The sequence below is a fragment of the Ruegeria sp. C12 genome (genome assembly GCF_056537745.1).
In genome coordinates this window covers 173,575-190,275 of sequence record NZ_JBQFSA010000009.1, presented here as the reverse complement: position 1 = coordinate 190,275, position 16,701 = coordinate 173,575, and the positions used below count along the sequence as shown (strand labels likewise).

The window sequence follows — 16,701 nt, the reverse complement described above, 5'->3', positions numbered from 1 at the left end:
AAGGAAAACCGGCGGGCCAACGACCCGCCGGTTTCTTTTTGAAGCCCCGGATCAGTTCCCGGCGCTTTCCATCTTGCGATGGGCGACGACCTCTTCCAGCCAGCCCAGATGCATCTCGGGCACCGAGCTGAGCAGCAGGTCGGTATAGTCGTCGAACGGCGGGCTCAGCACCTGTGATTTCGGGCCATAGCGGACCACGCGCCCCTGATACATCACCGCAATGCTGTCGCTGATCGCGCGGACCGTTGCTAGATCGTGGGTGATGAACAGATAGGCCACATTCTCGATCTTCTGCAGGTCGAGCAGCAGTTTGAGAATGCCATCCGCCACCAGCGGGTCCAGCGCCGAGGTGACCTCATCACAGATGATCATCTTCGGTTTGGCCGCCAGCGACCGCGCAATACAGACACGCTGTTTCTGACCACCGGACAGTTCTGCCGGATAGCGGTCGATGAACTTTTCGCCCAGTTCGATCTCGTCCAGCAACTCGATGATCCGTTTGCGCTTTTCCGCGCCACGCATGCCAAAGTAGAACTCCAGCGGGCGGCCAATGATCGTGCCAACGGTCTGACGCGGGTTCATCGCCACGTCAGCCATCTGATAGATCATCTGCAACTCGCGCAGATCCTCGCGGGTGCGGCCCTTGAGGTCGGACGAAAGCTTGCGCCCGGCAAAGGTGATCTCACCATCGCGTGGCGGCAGCAGGCCGGTGATCACCCGTGCCAGTGTGGACTTGCCCGAACCGGATTCGCCCACAACCGCCAGCGTCTGCCCCGGATGAAGCTCGACATTGACGTTGTGAAGCACGTCGAAATTCAGCCCCTTGTAGCGCGCGGTGATACCATCGACGGTCAGCACCGGATCCGGCGTGGGCTGTTTCTCTTCATGCTCAATCGAACGGACCGAGACCAGAGCCTGCGTGTACTCTTCCTTCGGGTTGTTGATGATCTGGTCGGTGTCGCCGTATTCGACCGTATTACCCATCCGCAGCACCATAATGTCATCGCTGACCTGCGCCACAACGGCCAGATCGTGCGTGATATACAGCGCGGCAACGCCGGTATCGGCAATGGCTTCCTTGATGGCCATCAGAACGTCGATCTGGGTGGTCACGTCCAGCGCTGTGGTGGGCTCGTCGAACACCACCAGATCAGGCTCGGGGCACAGCGCCAGCGCGGTCATGCAACGCTGTAGCTGACCGCCCGAGACCTGGTGCGGATACCGGTCACCGATATTATCCGGATCGGGCAGGCCCAGCTTGGCGAACAGTTCACGCGCCCGGCCTTCGGCCACTTTGCGGCTGAACTTCTTTTGCTCGACCGCGGCTTCGACCACCTGATCCATGATCTTTTTGGCCGGGTTGAAGGACGCAGCGGCGGATTGGGACACATAAGTGACCTCACCGCCGCGCAGTTTGCGGATGTCGCCATGGGACGTTTTCAGAATGTCACGCCCGTTGACCCAGACTTCACCGCCGGTGATCTTCACGCCACCCCGGCCATAGGCCATCGAGGCAAGACCGATGGTGGATTTACCTGCCCCTGATTCGCCGATCAACCCCAGCACCTTGCCGCGTTCGAGGTCGAAATCGACCCCGTGCACGATTTCGATATCATGAGGCTTTTCGCCCGGCGGGTACACCGTCGCGCCAATCTTCAGCCCGCGGACTTTGAGAAGCGGTTCACTCATCCCCGGCCTCCTTTCAGCGATGTGGTGCGGTTCAGGACCCAGTCAGCCACAAGGTTGACCGAGATTGCCAGCGTCGCGATGGCAACGGCAGGGTACAGGGCCGCGCCAATGCCATAGACGATGCCGTCCTTGTTTTCCTTCACGATGCCGCCCCAATCCGCCAGCGGCGGCTGGACGCCCAGCCCCAGGAAGGACAGGGTCGAGACAAACAGAACCATGAAGATGAAACGCAGGCCCAGTTCAGCCACCAGCGGAGACAGGGCGTTGGGCAGGATCTCCCGGAAGATGACCCAGACCTGGCCTTCACCTCGCAGGCGGGCGGCCTCGACATAATCCATGACGGCGATGTCCACCGCGACGGCGCGTGCCAGACGATAGACGCGGGTCGCATCCAGCAGGCCCATGACGATGATCAGAACCGGAATGGTGACCGGCACCATGGCCAGAACCACCAGCGCGAAGATCAGCGACGGGATCGACATGATCAGGTCAACGGTACGCGACATGACCTGATCGGCCCAGCCCCCCAGCACAGCGGCCAGAAAGCCCAGAACCGAGCCGGTCACAAAGCTTAGGATCGTTGCCGCCGTGGCGATAAAGATCGTCGTGCGCCCGCCATAGATCATACGGCTGAGAAGATCGCGGCCAATGTTGTCGGTGCCCAGCCAGAATTCCTTGCTGGACGGCTCCCACACGTCGCCGACCACTTCGGCCATGCCATAAGGGGCCAGCAGGGGCGCGAACAGGGCGATGATGAAATACAGGACTGTGAAACCCAGCCCGATCATTGCAGAGATAGGGATGTTCTTCATTTCGGATGCCTCAGCCTTGGGTTGGCCAGAATGGCAACGATGTCTGCAATCATGTTCAGTCCGATATAGATGGCCGCAAAGATCACTCCGCAGGCCAGAACAACGGGCACGTCGCGCTTGGTCACATGGTCCACCAGATACTGGCCCATGCCGGGATAGACGAACACCACCTCGACCACGACGACGCCAACGACCAGATAGGCCAGATTCAGCATCACCACGTTCACAATCGGCGCAACGGCATTGGGGAAAGCGTGACGGTAGATGACCTGAAAGTTGCTCAGGCCTTTCAGTTCGGCGGTTTCCACATAGGCAGACTGCATCACGTTCAGGATGGCGGCGCGGGTCATGCGCATCATATGCGCCAGCACCACGAGGGTCAGAACGATGACCGGCAACGCGATCGAGTTCAGCTTTTGCCCAAGGGACATGCTGTCGTTGATCATCGCCAGAGGCGAGAACATACCCAGTTTCACGGCCACGAAGTAGACCAGCACATAGCCGATCAGGAACTCGGGGATCGAAATCGTCGTCAGGGTGACGGCCGAAATCATCTTGTCGGGCCAGCGGTTCCGGTAACGAACAGCCAGAAGGCCCAGGAAAATGGCAAGCGGCACCGAGATAATCGCGGCCCAGAACGCCAGGAACAGAGTGTTGCTCAACCGGCTGCCGACGGATTCGGCAATATCAAGCTTGTTTGTCAGGGATTGGCCCAGGTCACCTTGTACGATGCCAACCAGCCATTCGAAATAACGGGTCAGGGCCGGACGGTTTAGGCCCATTTCCTCGCGCAGGTTCGCCAGCGCCTCGGGGGTTGCGGATTGGCCGAGAACCGCTTGCGCAGCGTCCCCGGGAAGGGCTTCAGTGAGGCCGAAGATCAGAGCCGATGCACCGAAGAGAAGCAGGAGTCCCAGCGCCAAGCGCTGGAACACCAGTTTGATGATGGGATGCATTATCCGGGGTCCGTTTTATGCGAACCACAATTTGCGCGAAACCTGACCGTTCATCAGCTCGCCGTTCGGGTCGGTTTCCCATCCATCCAGCGTATTGCTGGAGGCATCGACAAAGTTGTTGAACATCGGGCAGATCAATCCGCCTTCGTCACGCACCATCATACCCATCTGGCTGTACAGGCCCTTGCGCTTGTCAGCGTCCAGCTCGGCCCGTGCGGCAAACAGCAGATCGTCGAACGCCTGTACCTTGAATCGCGTGTCGTTCCAGTCTGCGGTCGACAGATAGGCGGTGGCATACATCTGGTCCTGAACCGGACGACCACCCCAGTACGAGGCGCAGAAGGGCTGCACGTTCCAGACCTCGGACCAGTAGCCGTCATTGGGTTCACGCTTGATCTCAAGCGGGATACCGGCCTGTGCAGCGGTTTGCTGGAACAGCGATGCGGCGTCCACGGCACCGGGGAAGGCCCCATCCGCAACGCGCAGAACAATGGGTGAGCCGTCATGGCCGGACTTCTTATAGTGCTCTGCCGCTTTCTCGACGCTGAACTCGCGCTGGGCGATTGTTTCATCGAACAAAGGATACGCCGCATTGACCGGCATGTCGTTCCCGACAGAGCCATAGCCACGCAGAACCTTGTCGACCAGTTCTTCACGGTTGATCGCGTATTTCAGCGCGGTGCGCAACTCGTTGCTGTCAAACGGGGCCGTGTCGCAGTGCATGATGAACACATAATGACCGCGGCCCGGTGTCGACTGGACCGTGATGTTTGGCGCGCGGCCCAGCAGGTCGGCGACCTTCGGCTCGATCCGGTTTGCAAGCTGAACCTGTCCACCCTGAAGCGCAGCAGTCCGTGCAGTCGCATCATTGATCACAACGTTTTCGACGCTGTCAAAATGGGCGTCGTCATTCCAGTAGTTGGCAAACTTGGTGAACAGGTGGCGCACGCCGGGTTCGTCGACTTCAACCTGGTATGGACCTGTGCCGATACCGGCGGCTGGGTTGTCCATGCCTCCATCGGGCTGAATCACAAGGTGATAGTCCGACAACAGATAGGGAAGGTCGGCGTTTGCTTCGGTCAGAGTAACCTGAAAGTTGTCGCCATCGGCCTTCATAGATTCGATGCCCTTCATGATGCCGAGGGCACCGGATTTCGAATCTTCGTTCGAATGGCGTTCCATGGTCTTCAGAACATCTTCGCTGGTCATGGTCTTGCCGTTATGAAACTCGACCCCCTGACGCAGCTTGAATGTCCAGACCTTGGCATCCGCGCTGCCTTCGACGCTTTCGGCCAGACGTGACTCGATCGTGCCGTCGGGTGCAACTTCGACCAGCGTGTCCCCAAAGTGACGCCCGTTCATGTACGGAACCGAGCTTGCATAGGTTGCCGGGTCCAGCGAGTTGGTGGACTCGCCGCCCTGAAGACCCAGTTTCAGATCGCCGCCTTTTTTCGGGCCTGCCGCCCGTGCGGCATCGGCAAACATTGTGCTGGCCATTGCCGCCGACACACCCAAGGCCGCAGCTTTCCCCATGAATTCGCGGCGCGTGAGTTTGCCCGCAGTGACCTGGCTGGCCATGTGCGTGAGTTGTTCGTTCATTTGGTGTATCTCCCTGTTGAGTGATGTGTGCCCTTGAGGGGCTTATTATTGACGCATGAGTCAACGTTGGCGTATTTCCGGCGACCGGGCAAGTTTTATTGTTCCGCGTGCATTGATGTCAGACGCAATCATATTTCCTGACCGCGGGCTGGCAGAGTTTCGTGTCGGCGGTGCTGTCCGTAGTTCATGAAACAAAAGTGACGGGCTGAGCCCGAAAGGTGGGGTCCAAAGCGTCAGATCAGCCTCGGATTGCGACAATCAGGTCCATCACATTGGTACCTGTCGGCCCGGTCACCAGCAAAGCGTCCGCCTGTTCAAGGAATGTGCCGCTGTCTGCGGCATTCAGCGCCTGCTCGGCCCCCTCTGCCCAGGTTGCGCCTGTGATGACACCCCCGGCAGCGTTGGTCGGGCCATCGGTTCCGTCCGTTCCGCCTACGACGACGACCAGATCTTCGAGGCCCGAGATCTCTTTGGCCAGCGCAAGCGCAAGGGCCTGATTGCGCCCGCCACGGCCCGGAGAGTCCGGCAAAACAACCGTCGGCTCGCCACCAAAGACCATTGCGCCGGGTCCCATATCCCGCAGGCGCTGCCCGACATAGGTCGCAACCGCCAGATAGTCATCGTGAAGCGCTTCTTCATTGGCATGAACTTGCAGACCGGCCGTCTGCGCGCCCTTGGTTGCGGCGTCGCGGGCATGCGCGTTTGAGGCGATGATCCGGGTGCTGGCATCAAAGTCATATGTCCGGGGCAGGGCACCGATACCGGATCCGATGACGTTCAGATCGTCCCCGGGCACGTCCGAGATCGCCAATACCGTGGCCTTGCCGCCCTTGAAATGCGACAACAGCCCACCGCCTTTGACCCGCGACAGCTTGCGCCGTTCTGCATTCATCGCGGTGATGTTCAGCCCTTCGGCCAGCAACTGTCGGTTCAGGGCTGCAAGGTCCTGCAAGGATTTACCGGGCACAAGATCCTCGGCCAGCGAGGAGGCGCCGCCTGACACCAAAAGCAACAGATGCGATCCCGCTGCCATCTGCTCCACGGCTGCACGCAGGGCGCGGCCCCCGTTCAGGCTGCGTTGATCGGGCACGGGATGAGAGGCCTCGATCACCTGAACCCCATTCGGCAGATCGCGCCCGTGATCGTCCTTGGTCACCACAAGGGTCGGAACATCCCCGAACTGATCCAAGGCTGCCCGCGCCATGGCGGCGGCAGGTTTGCCCACAGCCAGAATGCGGTCGGGTCGGGGAACACCGGGCAGGGCCGCTTTTGTCGCCGCATACCCATCAACCGCCGCCACGCCAGCCCGCCAGAACTCGATTGCTTGTTCGGTACGCGTCATCAGTTTTCCATCCAGATCGTCACCGGTCCGTCATTGACCAGTTCAACAGCCATATCCGCCCCGAATTGCCCCGTTTCCACCGGGATACCATGCGCGGCGAGGTCTTTGGCAAAGGCTTCATACAAGCGTTCCCCGACATCCGGCGGGGCCGCCGTGGAAAAGCCGGGGCGGTTGCCGCTTGAGGTATCAGCCGCCAGCGTGAATTGGCTGACCACCAGGGCCGATCCGCCACTATCAACCACCGAGCGGTTCATCTTGCCCGCTTCATCCTTGAAGATACGCAGCCGGGCTATCTTTGCGGCCAGTTTCGCGGCCTGACCTTCGTCATCTCCCTGCATGGCGCAGACAAGGATCATCAGGCCGGGGCCGGCCTGCCCGATAACAGACCCATCCACCGAGACCCTGGCATGTGAGATACGTTGTATGACTGCGCGCAAAGCTCCCCCCTTCGGTATTTTTACCTGCCGGTTTAGCCGCGCCAGTCGATAATGTCACCCAATGCGGCCCGGTCGGTGCGAAAACTGTTCGCCGGGTGATCGGCATCGGCATAGCCGAACGAGATTGCGCACAGGATCAACCGATCATCAGGAATATCGAAATACTTGTGCAGGAAGGGGCCGTAGGCTGCGACAGCGGCTTGCGGGATGCTTGCAACCCCAAGCGCCTGCGCGGCCAGCGTGAACGCGGTGACGAACCCGCCGCTGTCCATTGCGCCATAAGGCCCAAGTTCGGCCGGGCTGGACAGGATCGCGCAATGGGGGGCACCGAACAGGGCATAGTTTTCCATCATCTGGCGCGCCGATCCCGCCCGGTCGCCATGTTCGACGCCAACGGCTGCGTACAACGCCCAGCCGCAGGCGCGCCGTCGATCCTGATAGACGCCGGAATAAGAACTGGGGAAAGCAAGGTCCGGAGCAGGCGTTCCGGTTTCGACTTCATCGCGCAGGGCGCGGCGGAACCGATCCGTTTCCTCTCCGCTTGTGATCACCAACTGCCAGGGCTGCGCATTGCACCAGCTGGGCACTTGCGAGGCACTGGCAACGATCTGCTCGATATCCTTTTGCGGCACCGGGTCCGGGCGAAATGCCCGGCACGAATATCGATCCGTCAACAATGTGTTCAACGCGGATAATGTCACGGCGATAATCTCCTTCCCGGCAATCGCGCCGAAGATGACCGCCGCCATCAGGATGTGCAAGGGGCTGGTTTTGCGCCGCTACTGCTGACCGGTTGTCATGAGGTAGCCAGCACCTGCTGCCACCAGCAGGCCCAGAACCACGGCAATCGTGATCTTGATCGCCGACCAGGGACGTTCGCCCTGAACGCGCCCGGTGCGCCCGTTGACGACAAAGCGATAGGTCTCGCCCCGGTATTTATAGGCCGCCATCCAGACGGGCAGCAGAATGTGCTTGAACGTGACATCGCCCACGTCGGTTTCGACCGAATGAATGCGCTGACGGTCGCCGCCGATATCAAACCGCACATCCCGTTCGATTACACGTGCCATGTGCTGACGTGCTTCGGCGTACCCGTCTTGCAGGTCCACCGTGTAGGCCTCGGCCCGGAACCCGGCCAGATATTGCGGCTGATAAGGTTCCAGCGCAGGCAGATCCCACGGCTCCAGCGCGTCCGTATACGCCTTGGGCAGGGACCGTGAGGCCAGCACCAGCACATCGTCAAAAAACCGCGCGACACGACCGGATTTGGGGGTCCAGCGCACCTTTGGAACCTGCTGCTGCACGCGCTTCCCGTCACGCATCACGGTTCGGGTTTCGTAGTAGACCACCCCACGCTCGCCGCGGTAGCTGGATTTGGTGTCCGCGTCGAAGGTCCAGTAGGGAACATAAATCCCCTGCATCTTACGGCCCTTGCGCGCATAGTCCTGCAACCCGTTGGGGGCGAACCACAACCGGCCCAGCCAATCGTTCATGGCGGTGTGGGCGGTCCGTTCGTCCAGCGCAAACGGCAGAACACCCTTGGGCTTGATATGTCGGTTCACGCCGGTATCCGTCACCACGGGGGTGGCGCAGAACGGGCATTCGGCGGCGTGGGTGTTCGGGTCGAACTCGACCTGAGCGGCGCAGTTGGGGCAGGAGAGAACCCGCGTTTCTTCGATCTCGCTATCGGGCAGACGATCGGCAATGGCGGCGTCAAAATCCAGCTCGCGCAGCTTCGCACCGCCCCAAGGGCCCGCGCCGATGGGTTGGGCATGCCCGCAATGGTCACAGGTCAGCGTGCCATCACCGGGATTGAACCGATAATCCGCGCCGCATTGTTCGCAGGGAAAGCGATGTTCTTCGTTCATGTCAGAGCCTTGCACATTTGACTCGTCCGCCCGTTCTGGTCACGCACCCGGCGGTGGGGGCGGCAGAATGGTAAACAGCTGCGCCAGTTCCTGCACCTCACCCGCTTTCTTCCAGCCGTCCTGACCGGCGGTCCAGACGTGTGTCTCACGGGTCAACTGCCCTTCGCTGGCCATGCGTCCCATTTTGGCCTTTGAAAACGGACCGCTGGTCTGCCCGTCCACGGCGATGTGCCAGACATGTTCAACGGGAGGTGGGGGCGGCGGCGCCGCATGTGCTGCCGGTTGCGGGGCAGCGGGGGCGGGCGATCCCCACGGGCCGCGCGGCTGACCCGCTGCCATGTTCGCCATCTGCTGCGCCATGGCCATTCCCATTCCCATGCCCAGACCGGCACCCATGCCGCCACCCTGACCGGGGTTGTTCGCCGCCGCTGTCATCGCCTCGGCTGCCGAATACTGGGTGAACTTGCCCAGATCCCCCGCCAGCCCCATCGAGGTGCGCTTGTCCAAAGCGGCTTCAACCGCTGGCGGCAGCGAGATGTTCTCGATGTAGAACTCAGGCATGTCCAGCCCATAGCTGTCCAGTACCGGAGACACCTCAGCTGCGATCAGCTTGCCCAGATCGGCGGTGTTGGCGGCCATGTCCAGAACCGGGATGCCGGATCCCGCGATCACGCGGCTGAATTCCTGCACGATGATGTTGCGGATCTGAAAGCTGATCTCGTCCATGGTGAATTCACCATCGGTGCCGACGATCTCGACCAGAAACTTGGCCGGGTCCTTCACCCGCACTGTATAGGTGCCATAGGCGCGGATGCGCGTTGGGCCGAATTCCGGGTCGCGCAGCATGATCGGGTTCTTCGTGCCCCATTTCAGGTCGTTGAACCGGGTGGTGTTGACGAAATACACCTCGGATTTGAATGGCGACTGAAAACCGTGATCCCAATGCTGAAGGGTCGTCAGGATCGGCATGTTGTTGGTCTCAAGAATATAAAGACCGGGCGTGAACACATCCGCCAACTGCCCTTCATGCACAAACACCGCCGACTGACCCTCGCGCACGGTCAGCTTGGCGCCGTATTTGATCTCGTGCCCTTCGCGTTCGAACCGCCAGACCATCGTGTCACGGGTGTCGTCCACCCAATGGATGACATCAATGAACTCGCCTGTCAGAAAATCGAAAATTCCCATCTGGGTTCTCCTGTCCTTGGGGTCAGAGCGGCTGACCCATCAATTCGCGTGCAATGATCCTGACAACAGGGCGGGCCTGATCGACCGATACACCGGGCTGAAGCCGCGGATCGTAGAGCATTTGCAGCAGTTTCTCATCATGACTGGTCAGCAGGGCAAACTCGTCATCATCGTTGAAGATCGAAGGCCGCGCGGCGGGGCTGTCATTGGACAGGCCAAGGCCTTGCGCAATTTCTTCGTGGATACAGCTTAGCCGCACCAGATCTGGCAGTTCCGCGCGGATCAGAGTGACCGCGCGCACGTATTTGTTGGGCGAGGATGTGGTGGCCGAGGCAAAGACAAAACAGTCGAAATTCGCGCGCGGATTGGCGACCAGTTCCAGCGAGGCCTGACTGATATTCGGGATCAACTGCCTGAGGCGGGACACCACATAGGCGCTATCATCCTTGCCGGCGAAGAACACGTGAAAGTTGGCCTTCCGGCTGACAGTCGAAACCGGGTGCCCGGTCAGGCGCGCCAGACGGGCGGCATATGACTGCACATCCGCCGCATCCTTTTCCCGCGTGGCGGGCAGGACCGAAGGGCCAAACTCGGTCTGGATGCGCACAGGCCCATCCCAGCGGCTTAGCTGGCCATCGGTCTGGCGCGATCCCAGTGAGACGCTGTGGTTTGGGTATTCGCTGTAAAACGCAATCGTCTCGAAATTCCGGGTCAGATCGTCGGCGTCATACGGCGCGTCAGGCCCGCCGCCATCTGTCCGCAACAGGCCGCGCGTCAGCAGATCGCGTTCGACGCGCTGATAGAACCGGGCCAGGTCCTGACTGGCGGCTGAGGGCGGTACATAAGCGTTGGCCGCAGGCGGTGGGGCTGCGGGGCGTGGCGGAGGCACGACGGCGGATGTCAGGGCTTCCTCACAGCCGACCAGCGCCAGCAGCGCGATACCCCCAAGGGCCAGTTTGACAGAGTTCAAAGGCCGCACGCCCAGTCCACCTTATCCCGGAACAGCCGTTCCTGCATTGTCGCCGGTCCCGTCGCGCCGCGCCTTGGCGGCGGCAAGCGTGTCGCGGAGTTCGGTTTCCATCTTCTGCAACTCCTGCTCGGCGGCGGCGCGCTTGGCCTTGCCTTCGTCGGCAATGGCGAGGCTTTCGTTGATCGTGCCGATCAGGTCGGCGTTGGCCTGTTTGACGGCCTCGATGTCGAAGACGCCGCGTTCCATTTCCTCACGGATCATCTTGTTGGAGTCGCGCAGATTGGCTGCGTTCGAGGTCAGCAATTCGTTGGTCAGATCATTGGCGTCGCGCACGGCGGCTGCCGCCTCGGCGCTGCGCTGAATGGTGACGGCCTGCGCCAGTTGGGTTTCCCACAGCGGCACCGTGTTGACGAGGGTCGAGTTGATCTTGGTCACCAGCGACTTGTCATTCTCCTGCACCAAACGGATCGAGGGCAGCGACTGCATCGTCACCTGACGGGTCAGTTTCAGATCATGCACCCGGCGTTCCAGATCGTCGCGCGCCGCGCGCATGTCGCGCAATTCCTGCGCTTTCATAACCTGTTGATCTTCGGGCGCGGCCTGAACTTCGGCCTCTTTTTCCGGAATATCGTGGCTGTCCAACTCGGTCAGCTTTTCCTCACCCGCCGCGATATAAAGCGCCAGTTCATCATAGAACCCCAGCGTTTTTTCATAGAGCAGGTCGAGCGATTTGATGTCTTTCAGCAGCGTATGCTCATGGCTCAGCAGATCGTCTGTGATGCGGTCGATCTGGCCCTGAACCTCTTCGTATTGGGCGGTGAACTTGGCAAAAGGCGCGGCCTTGCCCAGCAGTTTTTCCCACCAGCTACGCTCGCGCCGCACGTCCAGTTCACTGACCGAGAAGCCCCGGATCGTGGTCACGATGTTGCGCAGGCTATCGCCAGCGGGGCCCACATCCTTGTTGCGCACATCGGCCAGCATGGCCTGGCTGATCTCTTGCAACTCTGCCTGCGCGGACGAGCCGAATGAGACGATCGAATTGGTGTTGCCCATATCGATCTCATCCATGCGCTTGCGAATCTCGGCACTGACCGGTTCGTCGGCTTCCTCAAGCGAGACAACCTCGGCCATCGGTTCGGGCAGCGCCACGGCGGTGACTTCCTGCACCAGAGTTTCGGCCTCGACCGCCTTGTTCTTGATCTCATCGGACATGGGGATGTTCCTCGCTCAATTTTTAGCCGGTCAGTCCAACCGGACGCCTTCGCGTTGCAGCCTGTCGCGCAACACGTCAATCTCGACCGTCAGATCACTGCGGTCATCCAATAGCATCTTCCGCGTGCGCGCGGCGAAATTCTGTTCCAGATCGTCCAGCAAGGCGGAATAATCGGCCAGCGCCTGCCCGTCGCGGGTACGGGCATACACGTCTGCGAACTTGACCGTCGCATCGCGTGCGCCCTGCAGGTATACGGTCAGATACTTGCGCGCCCCGGCCAGATCGCGGGGGTCTTCTTCGACCGTGCGAAACAGATCGCGGGCGGTATCCTGAAACCGTTCAACCCGCGCCTCGACCCGGCGATCACCGGCGCGTTTGATCGCATCCGTCATCTCGGACAGGTGTTTTTCGGCATCATCAACCACACGGGCCACGCGATCCTGCTGGAACGTATCGACGCCTTCCATGCCTTTGTCCTTCATCGGGTCCAGCCCGAATGACACAGAATGCAAAACGGTTGCGGCAACTCCAAACAGCACGGGCGCCAGCAGGCTGACCTGTCCGGCGGTTTCGGCATCCAGATACTCGGTCCGGTACGCAGCCAATGCGGTGCCAAGTCCGGTCAGAACACTGGCAAAAATTTTGCGTGGAAAGGCCGGGCGGCGGGCGGTTTTGCGTGAATGATACGCGGCCTCGGCCCGCAACCCTTCGCGCAGCAAAAACGCTGCGGCAGTCAGCAAGCCTGCCGCAACCAGGCCGATGGTCATGCCAATCGCGCCGTCGTTCAGAGACAGGAAAACCAATGGGATCGCAGGCAAAAACAGGATATTCGCCCGCGCACCCGCAGGTTCGACCCGTGCGCCATCAAACTGGCCGCGCGGCAGCGGCGCGTCGGAAGGAGACTCTCCCTGAGGGCTGTATTTGCCGCCAAACCGCTTGGCCATGCTCAAAGTCCCCCCAGCAAGCCGGTGCACACGCCCAGCATCAGGACCAGCAGGACCACATAGGCCAGTTTTTGCACTCCGCTCCCGGACATTGCGCCCCCCAAATAGCAGCATTCCCAGAAAATTTAAGGGATGCGCAGGCTTGGCGCTAGGGGGAAGGTTGCCAAACCCGCGTCACTTGCGGGGTTTCTTGCCGATCAGTGGTCGTTTTCTTTGCGGCCGCGTGGCGCGTTTGGCCGTGCCTTCGGGTTTTGCGTCACCTTCCAGGCCCAACTGATCGCGCATCACGCGGCGGCGCACCTCTTCCACCTGACCGGGTTTCAAATCGCCCAGCTGGAACGGGCCGTAAGAGACACGCAGCAACCGGTTCACGGTGAAGCCGATATCTTCTATCGCGCGCCTGATCTCGCGGTTTTTGCCTTCGCGCAGCCCGATGGTCAACCAGGCATTCGCACCTTGTTGGCGGTCTAGTGACACGGTCATCGGCTGGAACCGCTCACCATCAATCACAAGCCCTTTGCGCAGCGGGGCGAAATCTTCTTCCTTGGGCCGTCCGTTGACCCGTACGCGGTATTTGCGCAGCCAGCCGGTCGAGGGCAGTTCCAGCTTGCGCTTGATGCCGCCGTCATTGGTCAGCAGCAGCAAGCCTTCGGAATTCAGGTCCAGCCGTCCAACGGACATCACGCGCGGCATATCCTCGGGCAATTCGTCGAAAATCGTCGCGCGGCCCTTTTCGTCCTTGGTCGTGGTCACCAGCCCGGTCGGCTTGTGATAGAGCCACAGGCGCGAGGGTTCGGGTTCCGAGACCGGTTTGCCGTCCACGGCGATCCTGTCTTTGGCGGTCACGTTCAGCGCGGGGCTGTCGATCGCCTTGCCGTTCACGCTGACGCGGCCTGCTTCGATCATGCGTTCAGCCTCGCGCCGCGAGGCGACGCCTGCACGGGCCAGCACTTTGGCGATCCGGTCGCCGGGAGGAGGTGTATTGCTCATGCCCCCGGCCTTAACCCATCCCGCCCGCTTGCGAAAGGCAGGTTTCTGATGCAGTCAGGGGCATGGTGTTCAAATCGCATATGGACAAGGCGCTGGCCGAGGCCCGCGCGGCGGCTAATCGGGGTGAGGTTCCGGTGGGGGCCGTTATCGTCTCGTCCGATGGCCGGGTCGTTGCTGCGGCTGGCAACCGAACGCGCGAGTTGAACGATCCGACCGCTCATGCCGAGATCCTGGCCTTGCGCGCCGCCTGTGCCGAGGCCGGCTCCGAACGTCTGCCGGATCACGATCTTTATGTGACGCTGGAACCTTGCGCGATGTGCGCCGCCGCGTTGGCCGCTGCGCGTATCCGTCGGGTGTATTATGGCGCATCCGACCCGAAATCAGGCGGTGTTTCCCATGGTGCGCGGGTGTTTTCGCACCCTCAGGCGCATCATGCGCCCGAGGTTTATGATGGTATCGCTGCTGACGAGGCGGCGGCACTTTTGAAGGATTTCTTCGAGGCACGCCGCAAGGATGTGCCGGGCTGAAGCCCGGCCTACAGTTTGATCGGCTGCATCACTTCGGGTTCGATCACGTCCACTCCGGGCAATCCGTCGATCAGCGTTTGCGCCGATTGTTCGAGGATGGGGAAGGTCTTGTAATGGCAGGGAATCACCGTCTTGAAATTGAAGTAGCGCTTGGCCGCATAGGCGGTCGCTTTCATGTCCATTGTGAAATGCCCGCCCGCAGACAGGATGCCGATATCGGGTTTGTAGTAATCCCCCATCCACTCCATATCCGCCATGATGTCGGTATCGCCCGAGACATACAGCATCCGCCCTTCGGCTGCGATCATGAAGCCGACCTCGCTGCCCCCGGTTCGCAAGCCGTCGGGCGTTGAAAAGGTCGAGCTGTGCGAGGCAGGCACCATCGTCACCTTGACCCCGTTCAGATTGACCGTGCCGCCTTTGTTGAAACCGATGGTCTCGATCCCCTCGGCCTCGGCCCAATAGCCCATCAGGTCGTACTGCCCGACGACCGGTATGTTCAGGTGTTTTGCCAAAGGCAGAACATCCACCACATGATCGAAATGGGTGTGGGTCAGCAGGATATGCGTCGCGCCGTCCACGGCTGCATCGTGCTGGTCTTCCGGCAGAACGGGGTTGCCCGTCAGCCATGGATCGACCAACAGCACCTGCCGCTCGGTTTCGATGCGAAAACTGCCGTGGCCCAACCAAATGATGTTCATGCCGAAATTCCTCCTGCGATGCCTATTGGCTCCAGCCTAGCATTCGCTATGTAAAATTCCATGGACTGGATGCAGCAAATCGACGGCTATTGTGAGCGATTGTCCGCCGCCTATTGGGCCGAGCCCATCAATGCGGTCACCAACGCGGCCTTTCTGATCTCGGCCTTCATCATGTGGCGGCGGGTGCGGGGGCAGGAAATGTCGCTTGCGATGGCGTTGGTCACGGTGTTGGCGGCGATTGGCGTTGGCAGCTATCTGTTTCACACCCATGCGCAGGTCTGGGCCGCGATTGCCGACGTGACGCCGATCCTGCTGTTTATCCTGATCTATGTTTTCGCGGTGAACAAAGATGTCTGGGGCATGTCCACGGGCTATGCGCTGGGCGCGACGATCTTGTTCATCCCTTATGCTGCGATGACGACACCGCTGTTCCAGCTTGTGCCCGGTCTGGGTGGCTCTGCCGCTTATGCCCCGGTGCCTTTGCTGATCTTGATTTATGCATTCCTGTTGCTGCATCGAGAGCCAGCGTTCGCAAAGAACATGGCGATTGGCGCAGCTCTTTTGATCTTGTCGATTACCTTCCGCGCACTTGACGCGCCGATCTGTCAGCAGTTTCCAACCGGCACGCATTTCCTGTGGCACATCCTGAACGCCACCATGCTGGGCTGGATGATCGAGGCCTACCGCCGGGTGATCATCCGGACGCGTGCCGCTACAACCCCTGATCCTTGATCACGCTGGCGATCCGTTCGCCGATGATCCGGCTGGATTTGCGCGACGGATGGATCAGATCGAATGAGAAATACGAGGCATCGCCGGGCCGCGCCACATCCTGGCTGGAGACAAAGGTGATCCCCTCATCCAATTGCGCGAGCCTTGCGATCCGCGCCTCGAACTCATCGCCTTCGGCCTTGCAGTGTTCGATGGGTGTAAACAGGTCGGGGCTGCGCAGGTAACCCACATAGATAACCCGCGTACCGGTTTCGCGAATCTGGCGTACAAAGCGGGGTATCTGGCCGCTTTGCCCATCTTCCGAGATCATGTTGTCCAGCACCGCATCGCAGCGCGAACAGCCACAGCCCAGCATCAGATCATTGCCGCCGCCATTGACCACCGCCCAGGACCAGTCGCCTTTGACAAACTGGGCCTGCACCCCACTTTGGGGCGCGCCCTTGTCGTCAAACTGCGTTTGCAACCACGCCGCAGATACAGTGCGATCCACCACCGGAGCGCCGATGTTTTCTTCGATCACATCCGGAATCGACGACCCGGAGGGCGAATTCCAGGCCATCAGCGAATCGCCAACGGCAATGACCTTTGCATCCGGCTTGCTGGACGGCAGTTCCTGACAGCCCAGCAACAGGCACAGCAACCCGGCGGCGAGATACAGTTTCTTGAACACGGCTGAGACTCCGGAGATTCTACGGGTCTCAGAGTGAGCGTTAAATGGTTAATGCCCGATTAACCG

17 protein-coding genes are annotated in these 16,701 nt (G+C 60.6%); 2 read left to right on the top strand and 15 right to left on the bottom strand.

Features of this window, described 5'->3' with window-relative positions:
* Positions 1 to 51: 51 nt before the first annotated feature.
* From ACR0C9_RS18175 to ACR0C9_RS18115, 13 genes are all read right to left on the bottom strand, one after another.
* Positions 52 to 1,689 (bottom strand): ABC transporter ATP-binding protein, encoded by a 1,638-nt coding sequence (locus ACR0C9_RS18175; RefSeq protein WP_170624420.1) that lies wholly within the window; start codon positions 1,687 to 1,689, stop codon positions 52 to 54.
* Positions 1,686 to 2,501 carry an ABC transporter permease gene (locus ACR0C9_RS18170; RefSeq protein ID WP_170455004.1) on the bottom strand — a complete coding sequence of 272 codons (816 nt, stop codon included), beginning with the start codon at positions 2,499 to 2,501 and terminating at the stop codon, positions 1,686 to 1,688. The genes ACR0C9_RS18175 and ACR0C9_RS18170 overlap by 4 nt, the downstream gene beginning before the upstream one ends.
* The gene (locus tag ACR0C9_RS18165) at positions 2,498 to 3,454 is read right to left on the bottom strand and encodes an ABC transporter permease (protein WP_170455002.1); all 957 of its coding nucleotides are present in this window, start codon (positions 3,452 to 3,454) and stop codon (positions 2,498 to 2,500) included. Before ACR0C9_RS18165 ends, ACR0C9_RS18170 begins: the two co-directional genes overlap by 4 nt.
* Positions 3,455 to 3,469: 15 nt before the next feature.
* Positions 3,470 to 5,053, bottom strand: a complete 1,584-nt coding sequence (locus ACR0C9_RS18160; protein WP_170455000.1) for an ABC transporter substrate-binding protein — start codon at positions 5,051 to 5,053, stop codon at positions 3,470 to 3,472.
* A gap of 238 nt (positions 5,054 to 5,291) precedes the next feature.
* A complete protein-coding gene (locus tag ACR0C9_RS18155) occupies positions 5,292 to 6,395 on the bottom strand; it encodes a glycerate kinase type-2 family protein (RefSeq protein WP_480781623.1) in 1,104 nt (367 codons plus the stop codon).
* Positions 6,395 to 6,832, bottom strand: coding sequence for a D-aminoacyl-tRNA deacylase (dtd, locus tag ACR0C9_RS18150; RefSeq protein WP_170454996.1), 438 nt, complete (start codon positions 6,830 to 6,832; stop codon positions 6,395 to 6,397). Before dtd ends, ACR0C9_RS18155 begins: the two co-directional genes overlap by 1 nt.
* A 32-nt stretch (positions 6,833 to 6,864) precedes the next feature.
* Entirely contained in the window at positions 6,865 to 7,581 is a 717-nt protein-coding gene (locus tag ACR0C9_RS18145) for a nitroreductase (RefSeq protein ID WP_170454994.1), read from the bottom strand.
* Between the two features lie 30 nt (positions 7,582 to 7,611).
* Positions 7,612 to 8,700 (bottom strand): TFIIB-type zinc finger domain-containing protein, encoded by a 1,089-nt coding sequence (locus ACR0C9_RS18140; protein WP_170454991.1) that lies wholly within the window; start codon positions 8,698 to 8,700, stop codon positions 7,612 to 7,614.
* A 39-nt stretch (positions 8,701 to 8,739) separates the two neighbouring features.
* The gene (locus tag ACR0C9_RS18135; protein WP_170454990.1) at positions 8,740 to 9,888 is read right to left on the bottom strand and encodes an SPFH domain-containing protein; all 1,149 of its coding nucleotides are present in this window, start codon (positions 9,886 to 9,888) and stop codon (positions 8,740 to 8,742) included.
* Positions 9,889 to 9,910: 22 nt separating this feature from the next.
* Complete coding sequence (locus tag ACR0C9_RS18130) at positions 9,911 to 10,867, bottom strand: DUF2927 domain-containing protein (protein ID WP_170454988.1); 957 nt, start codon at positions 10,865 to 10,867, stop codon at positions 9,911 to 9,913.
* Between the two features lie 12 nt (positions 10,868 to 10,879).
* On the bottom strand, positions 10,880 to 12,070 hold the full coding sequence (locus ACR0C9_RS18125) for a toxic anion resistance protein (protein ID WP_170454986.1): 1,191 nt from the start codon (positions 12,068 to 12,070) through the stop codon (positions 10,880 to 10,882).
* Between the two features lie 30 nt (positions 12,071 to 12,100).
* Complete coding sequence (locus ACR0C9_RS18120) at positions 12,101 to 13,015, bottom strand: 5-bromo-4-chloroindolyl phosphate hydrolysis family protein (protein WP_480781622.1); 915 nt, start codon at positions 13,013 to 13,015, stop codon at positions 12,101 to 12,103.
* A 174-nt stretch (positions 13,016 to 13,189) separates the two neighbouring features.
* Positions 13,190 to 14,005 carry a pseudouridine synthase gene (locus ACR0C9_RS18115; RefSeq protein ID WP_480781621.1) on the bottom strand — a complete coding sequence of 272 codons (816 nt, stop codon included), beginning with the start codon at positions 14,003 to 14,005 and terminating at the stop codon, positions 13,190 to 13,192.
* Positions 14,006 to 14,067: 62 nt separating this feature from the next.
* Between ACR0C9_RS18115 and ACR0C9_RS18110 the strand changes: the two genes are divergently transcribed.
* Entirely contained in the window at positions 14,068 to 14,532 is a 465-nt protein-coding gene (locus tag ACR0C9_RS18110) for a nucleoside deaminase (RefSeq protein ID WP_480781620.1), read from the top strand.
* 8 nt (positions 14,533 to 14,540) lie between these two features.
* On the opposite strand, the gene ACR0C9_RS18105 is transcribed toward ACR0C9_RS18110, so the two are convergent.
* A complete protein-coding gene (locus tag ACR0C9_RS18105) occupies positions 14,541 to 15,233 on the bottom strand; it encodes a metal-dependent hydrolase (protein WP_480781619.1) in 693 nt (230 codons plus the stop codon).
* Positions 15,234 to 15,293: 60 nt separating this feature from the next.
* Here ACR0C9_RS18105 and ACR0C9_RS18100 point away from each other — a divergent pair, with 60 nt between their 5' ends.
* Positions 15,294 to 15,965 (top strand): ceramidase domain-containing protein, encoded by a 672-nt coding sequence (locus ACR0C9_RS18100; RefSeq protein ID WP_480781618.1) that lies wholly within the window; start codon positions 15,294 to 15,296, stop codon positions 15,963 to 15,965.
* Here the strand turns inward: ACR0C9_RS18100 and ACR0C9_RS18095 are convergent.
* Positions 15,946 to 16,635: an SGNH/GDSL hydrolase family protein gene (locus tag ACR0C9_RS18095; protein ID WP_170454973.1), complete on the bottom strand. Its 690-nt coding sequence runs from the start codon at positions 16,633 to 16,635 to the stop codon at positions 15,946 to 15,948. The genes ACR0C9_RS18100 and ACR0C9_RS18095 overlap by 20 nt on opposite strands.
* Positions 16,636 to 16,701 lie beyond the last annotated feature (66 nt).

Excerpts from the sequence above, each read along its gene's own strand:
- ACR0C9_RS18135 (WP_170454990.1), bottom strand. The coding sequence starts at position 9,888 with ATGGGAATTTTCGATTTTCTGACAGGCGAGTTCATTGATGTCATCCAT.
- ACR0C9_RS18125 (WP_170454986.1), bottom strand. The coding sequence starts at position 12,070 with ATGTCCGATGAGATCAAGAACAAGGCGGTCGAGGCCGAAACTCTGGTG.
- ACR0C9_RS18105 (WP_480781619.1), bottom strand. The coding sequence starts at position 15,233 with ATGAACATCATTTGGTTGGGCCACGGCAGTTTTCGCATCGAAACCGAG.
- ACR0C9_RS18160 (WP_170455000.1), bottom strand. The coding sequence starts at position 5,053 with ATGAACGAACAACTCACGCACATGGCCAGCCAGGTCACTGCGGGCAAA.
- ACR0C9_RS18145 (WP_170454994.1), bottom strand. The coding sequence starts at position 7,581 with ATGGCGGCGGTCATCTTCGGCGCGATTGCCGGGAAGGAGATTATCGCC.
- ACR0C9_RS18110 (WP_480781620.1), top strand. The coding sequence starts at position 14,068 with ATGGTGTTCAAATCGCATATGGACAAGGCGCTGGCCGAGGCCCGCGCG.
- ACR0C9_RS18115 (WP_480781621.1), bottom strand. The coding sequence starts at position 14,005 with ATGAGCAATACACCTCCTCCCGGCGACCGGATCGCCAAAGTGCTGGCC.
- ACR0C9_RS18120 (WP_480781622.1), bottom strand. The coding sequence starts at position 13,015 with ATGGCCAAGCGGTTTGGCGGCAAATACAGCCCTCAGGGAGAGTCTCCT.
- ACR0C9_RS18175 (WP_170624420.1), bottom strand. The coding sequence starts at position 1,689 with ATGAGTGAACCGCTTCTCAAAGTCCGCGGGCTGAAGATTGGCGCGACG.
- ACR0C9_RS18100 (WP_480781618.1), top strand. The coding sequence starts at position 15,294 with ATGGACTGGATGCAGCAAATCGACGGCTATTGTGAGCGATTGTCCGCC.
- ACR0C9_RS18170 (WP_170455004.1), bottom strand. The coding sequence starts at position 2,501 with ATGAAGAACATCCCTATCTCTGCAATGATCGGGCTGGGTTTCACAGTC.
- ACR0C9_RS18155 (WP_480781623.1), bottom strand. The coding sequence starts at position 6,395 with ATGACGCGTACCGAACAAGCAATCGAGTTCTGGCGGGCTGGCGTGGCG.
- ACR0C9_RS18165 (WP_170455002.1), bottom strand. The coding sequence starts at position 3,454 with ATGCATCCCATCATCAAACTGGTGTTCCAGCGCTTGGCGCTGGGACTC.
- ACR0C9_RS18140 (WP_170454991.1), bottom strand. The coding sequence starts at position 8,700 with ATGAACGAAGAACATCGCTTTCCCTGCGAACAATGCGGCGCGGATTAT.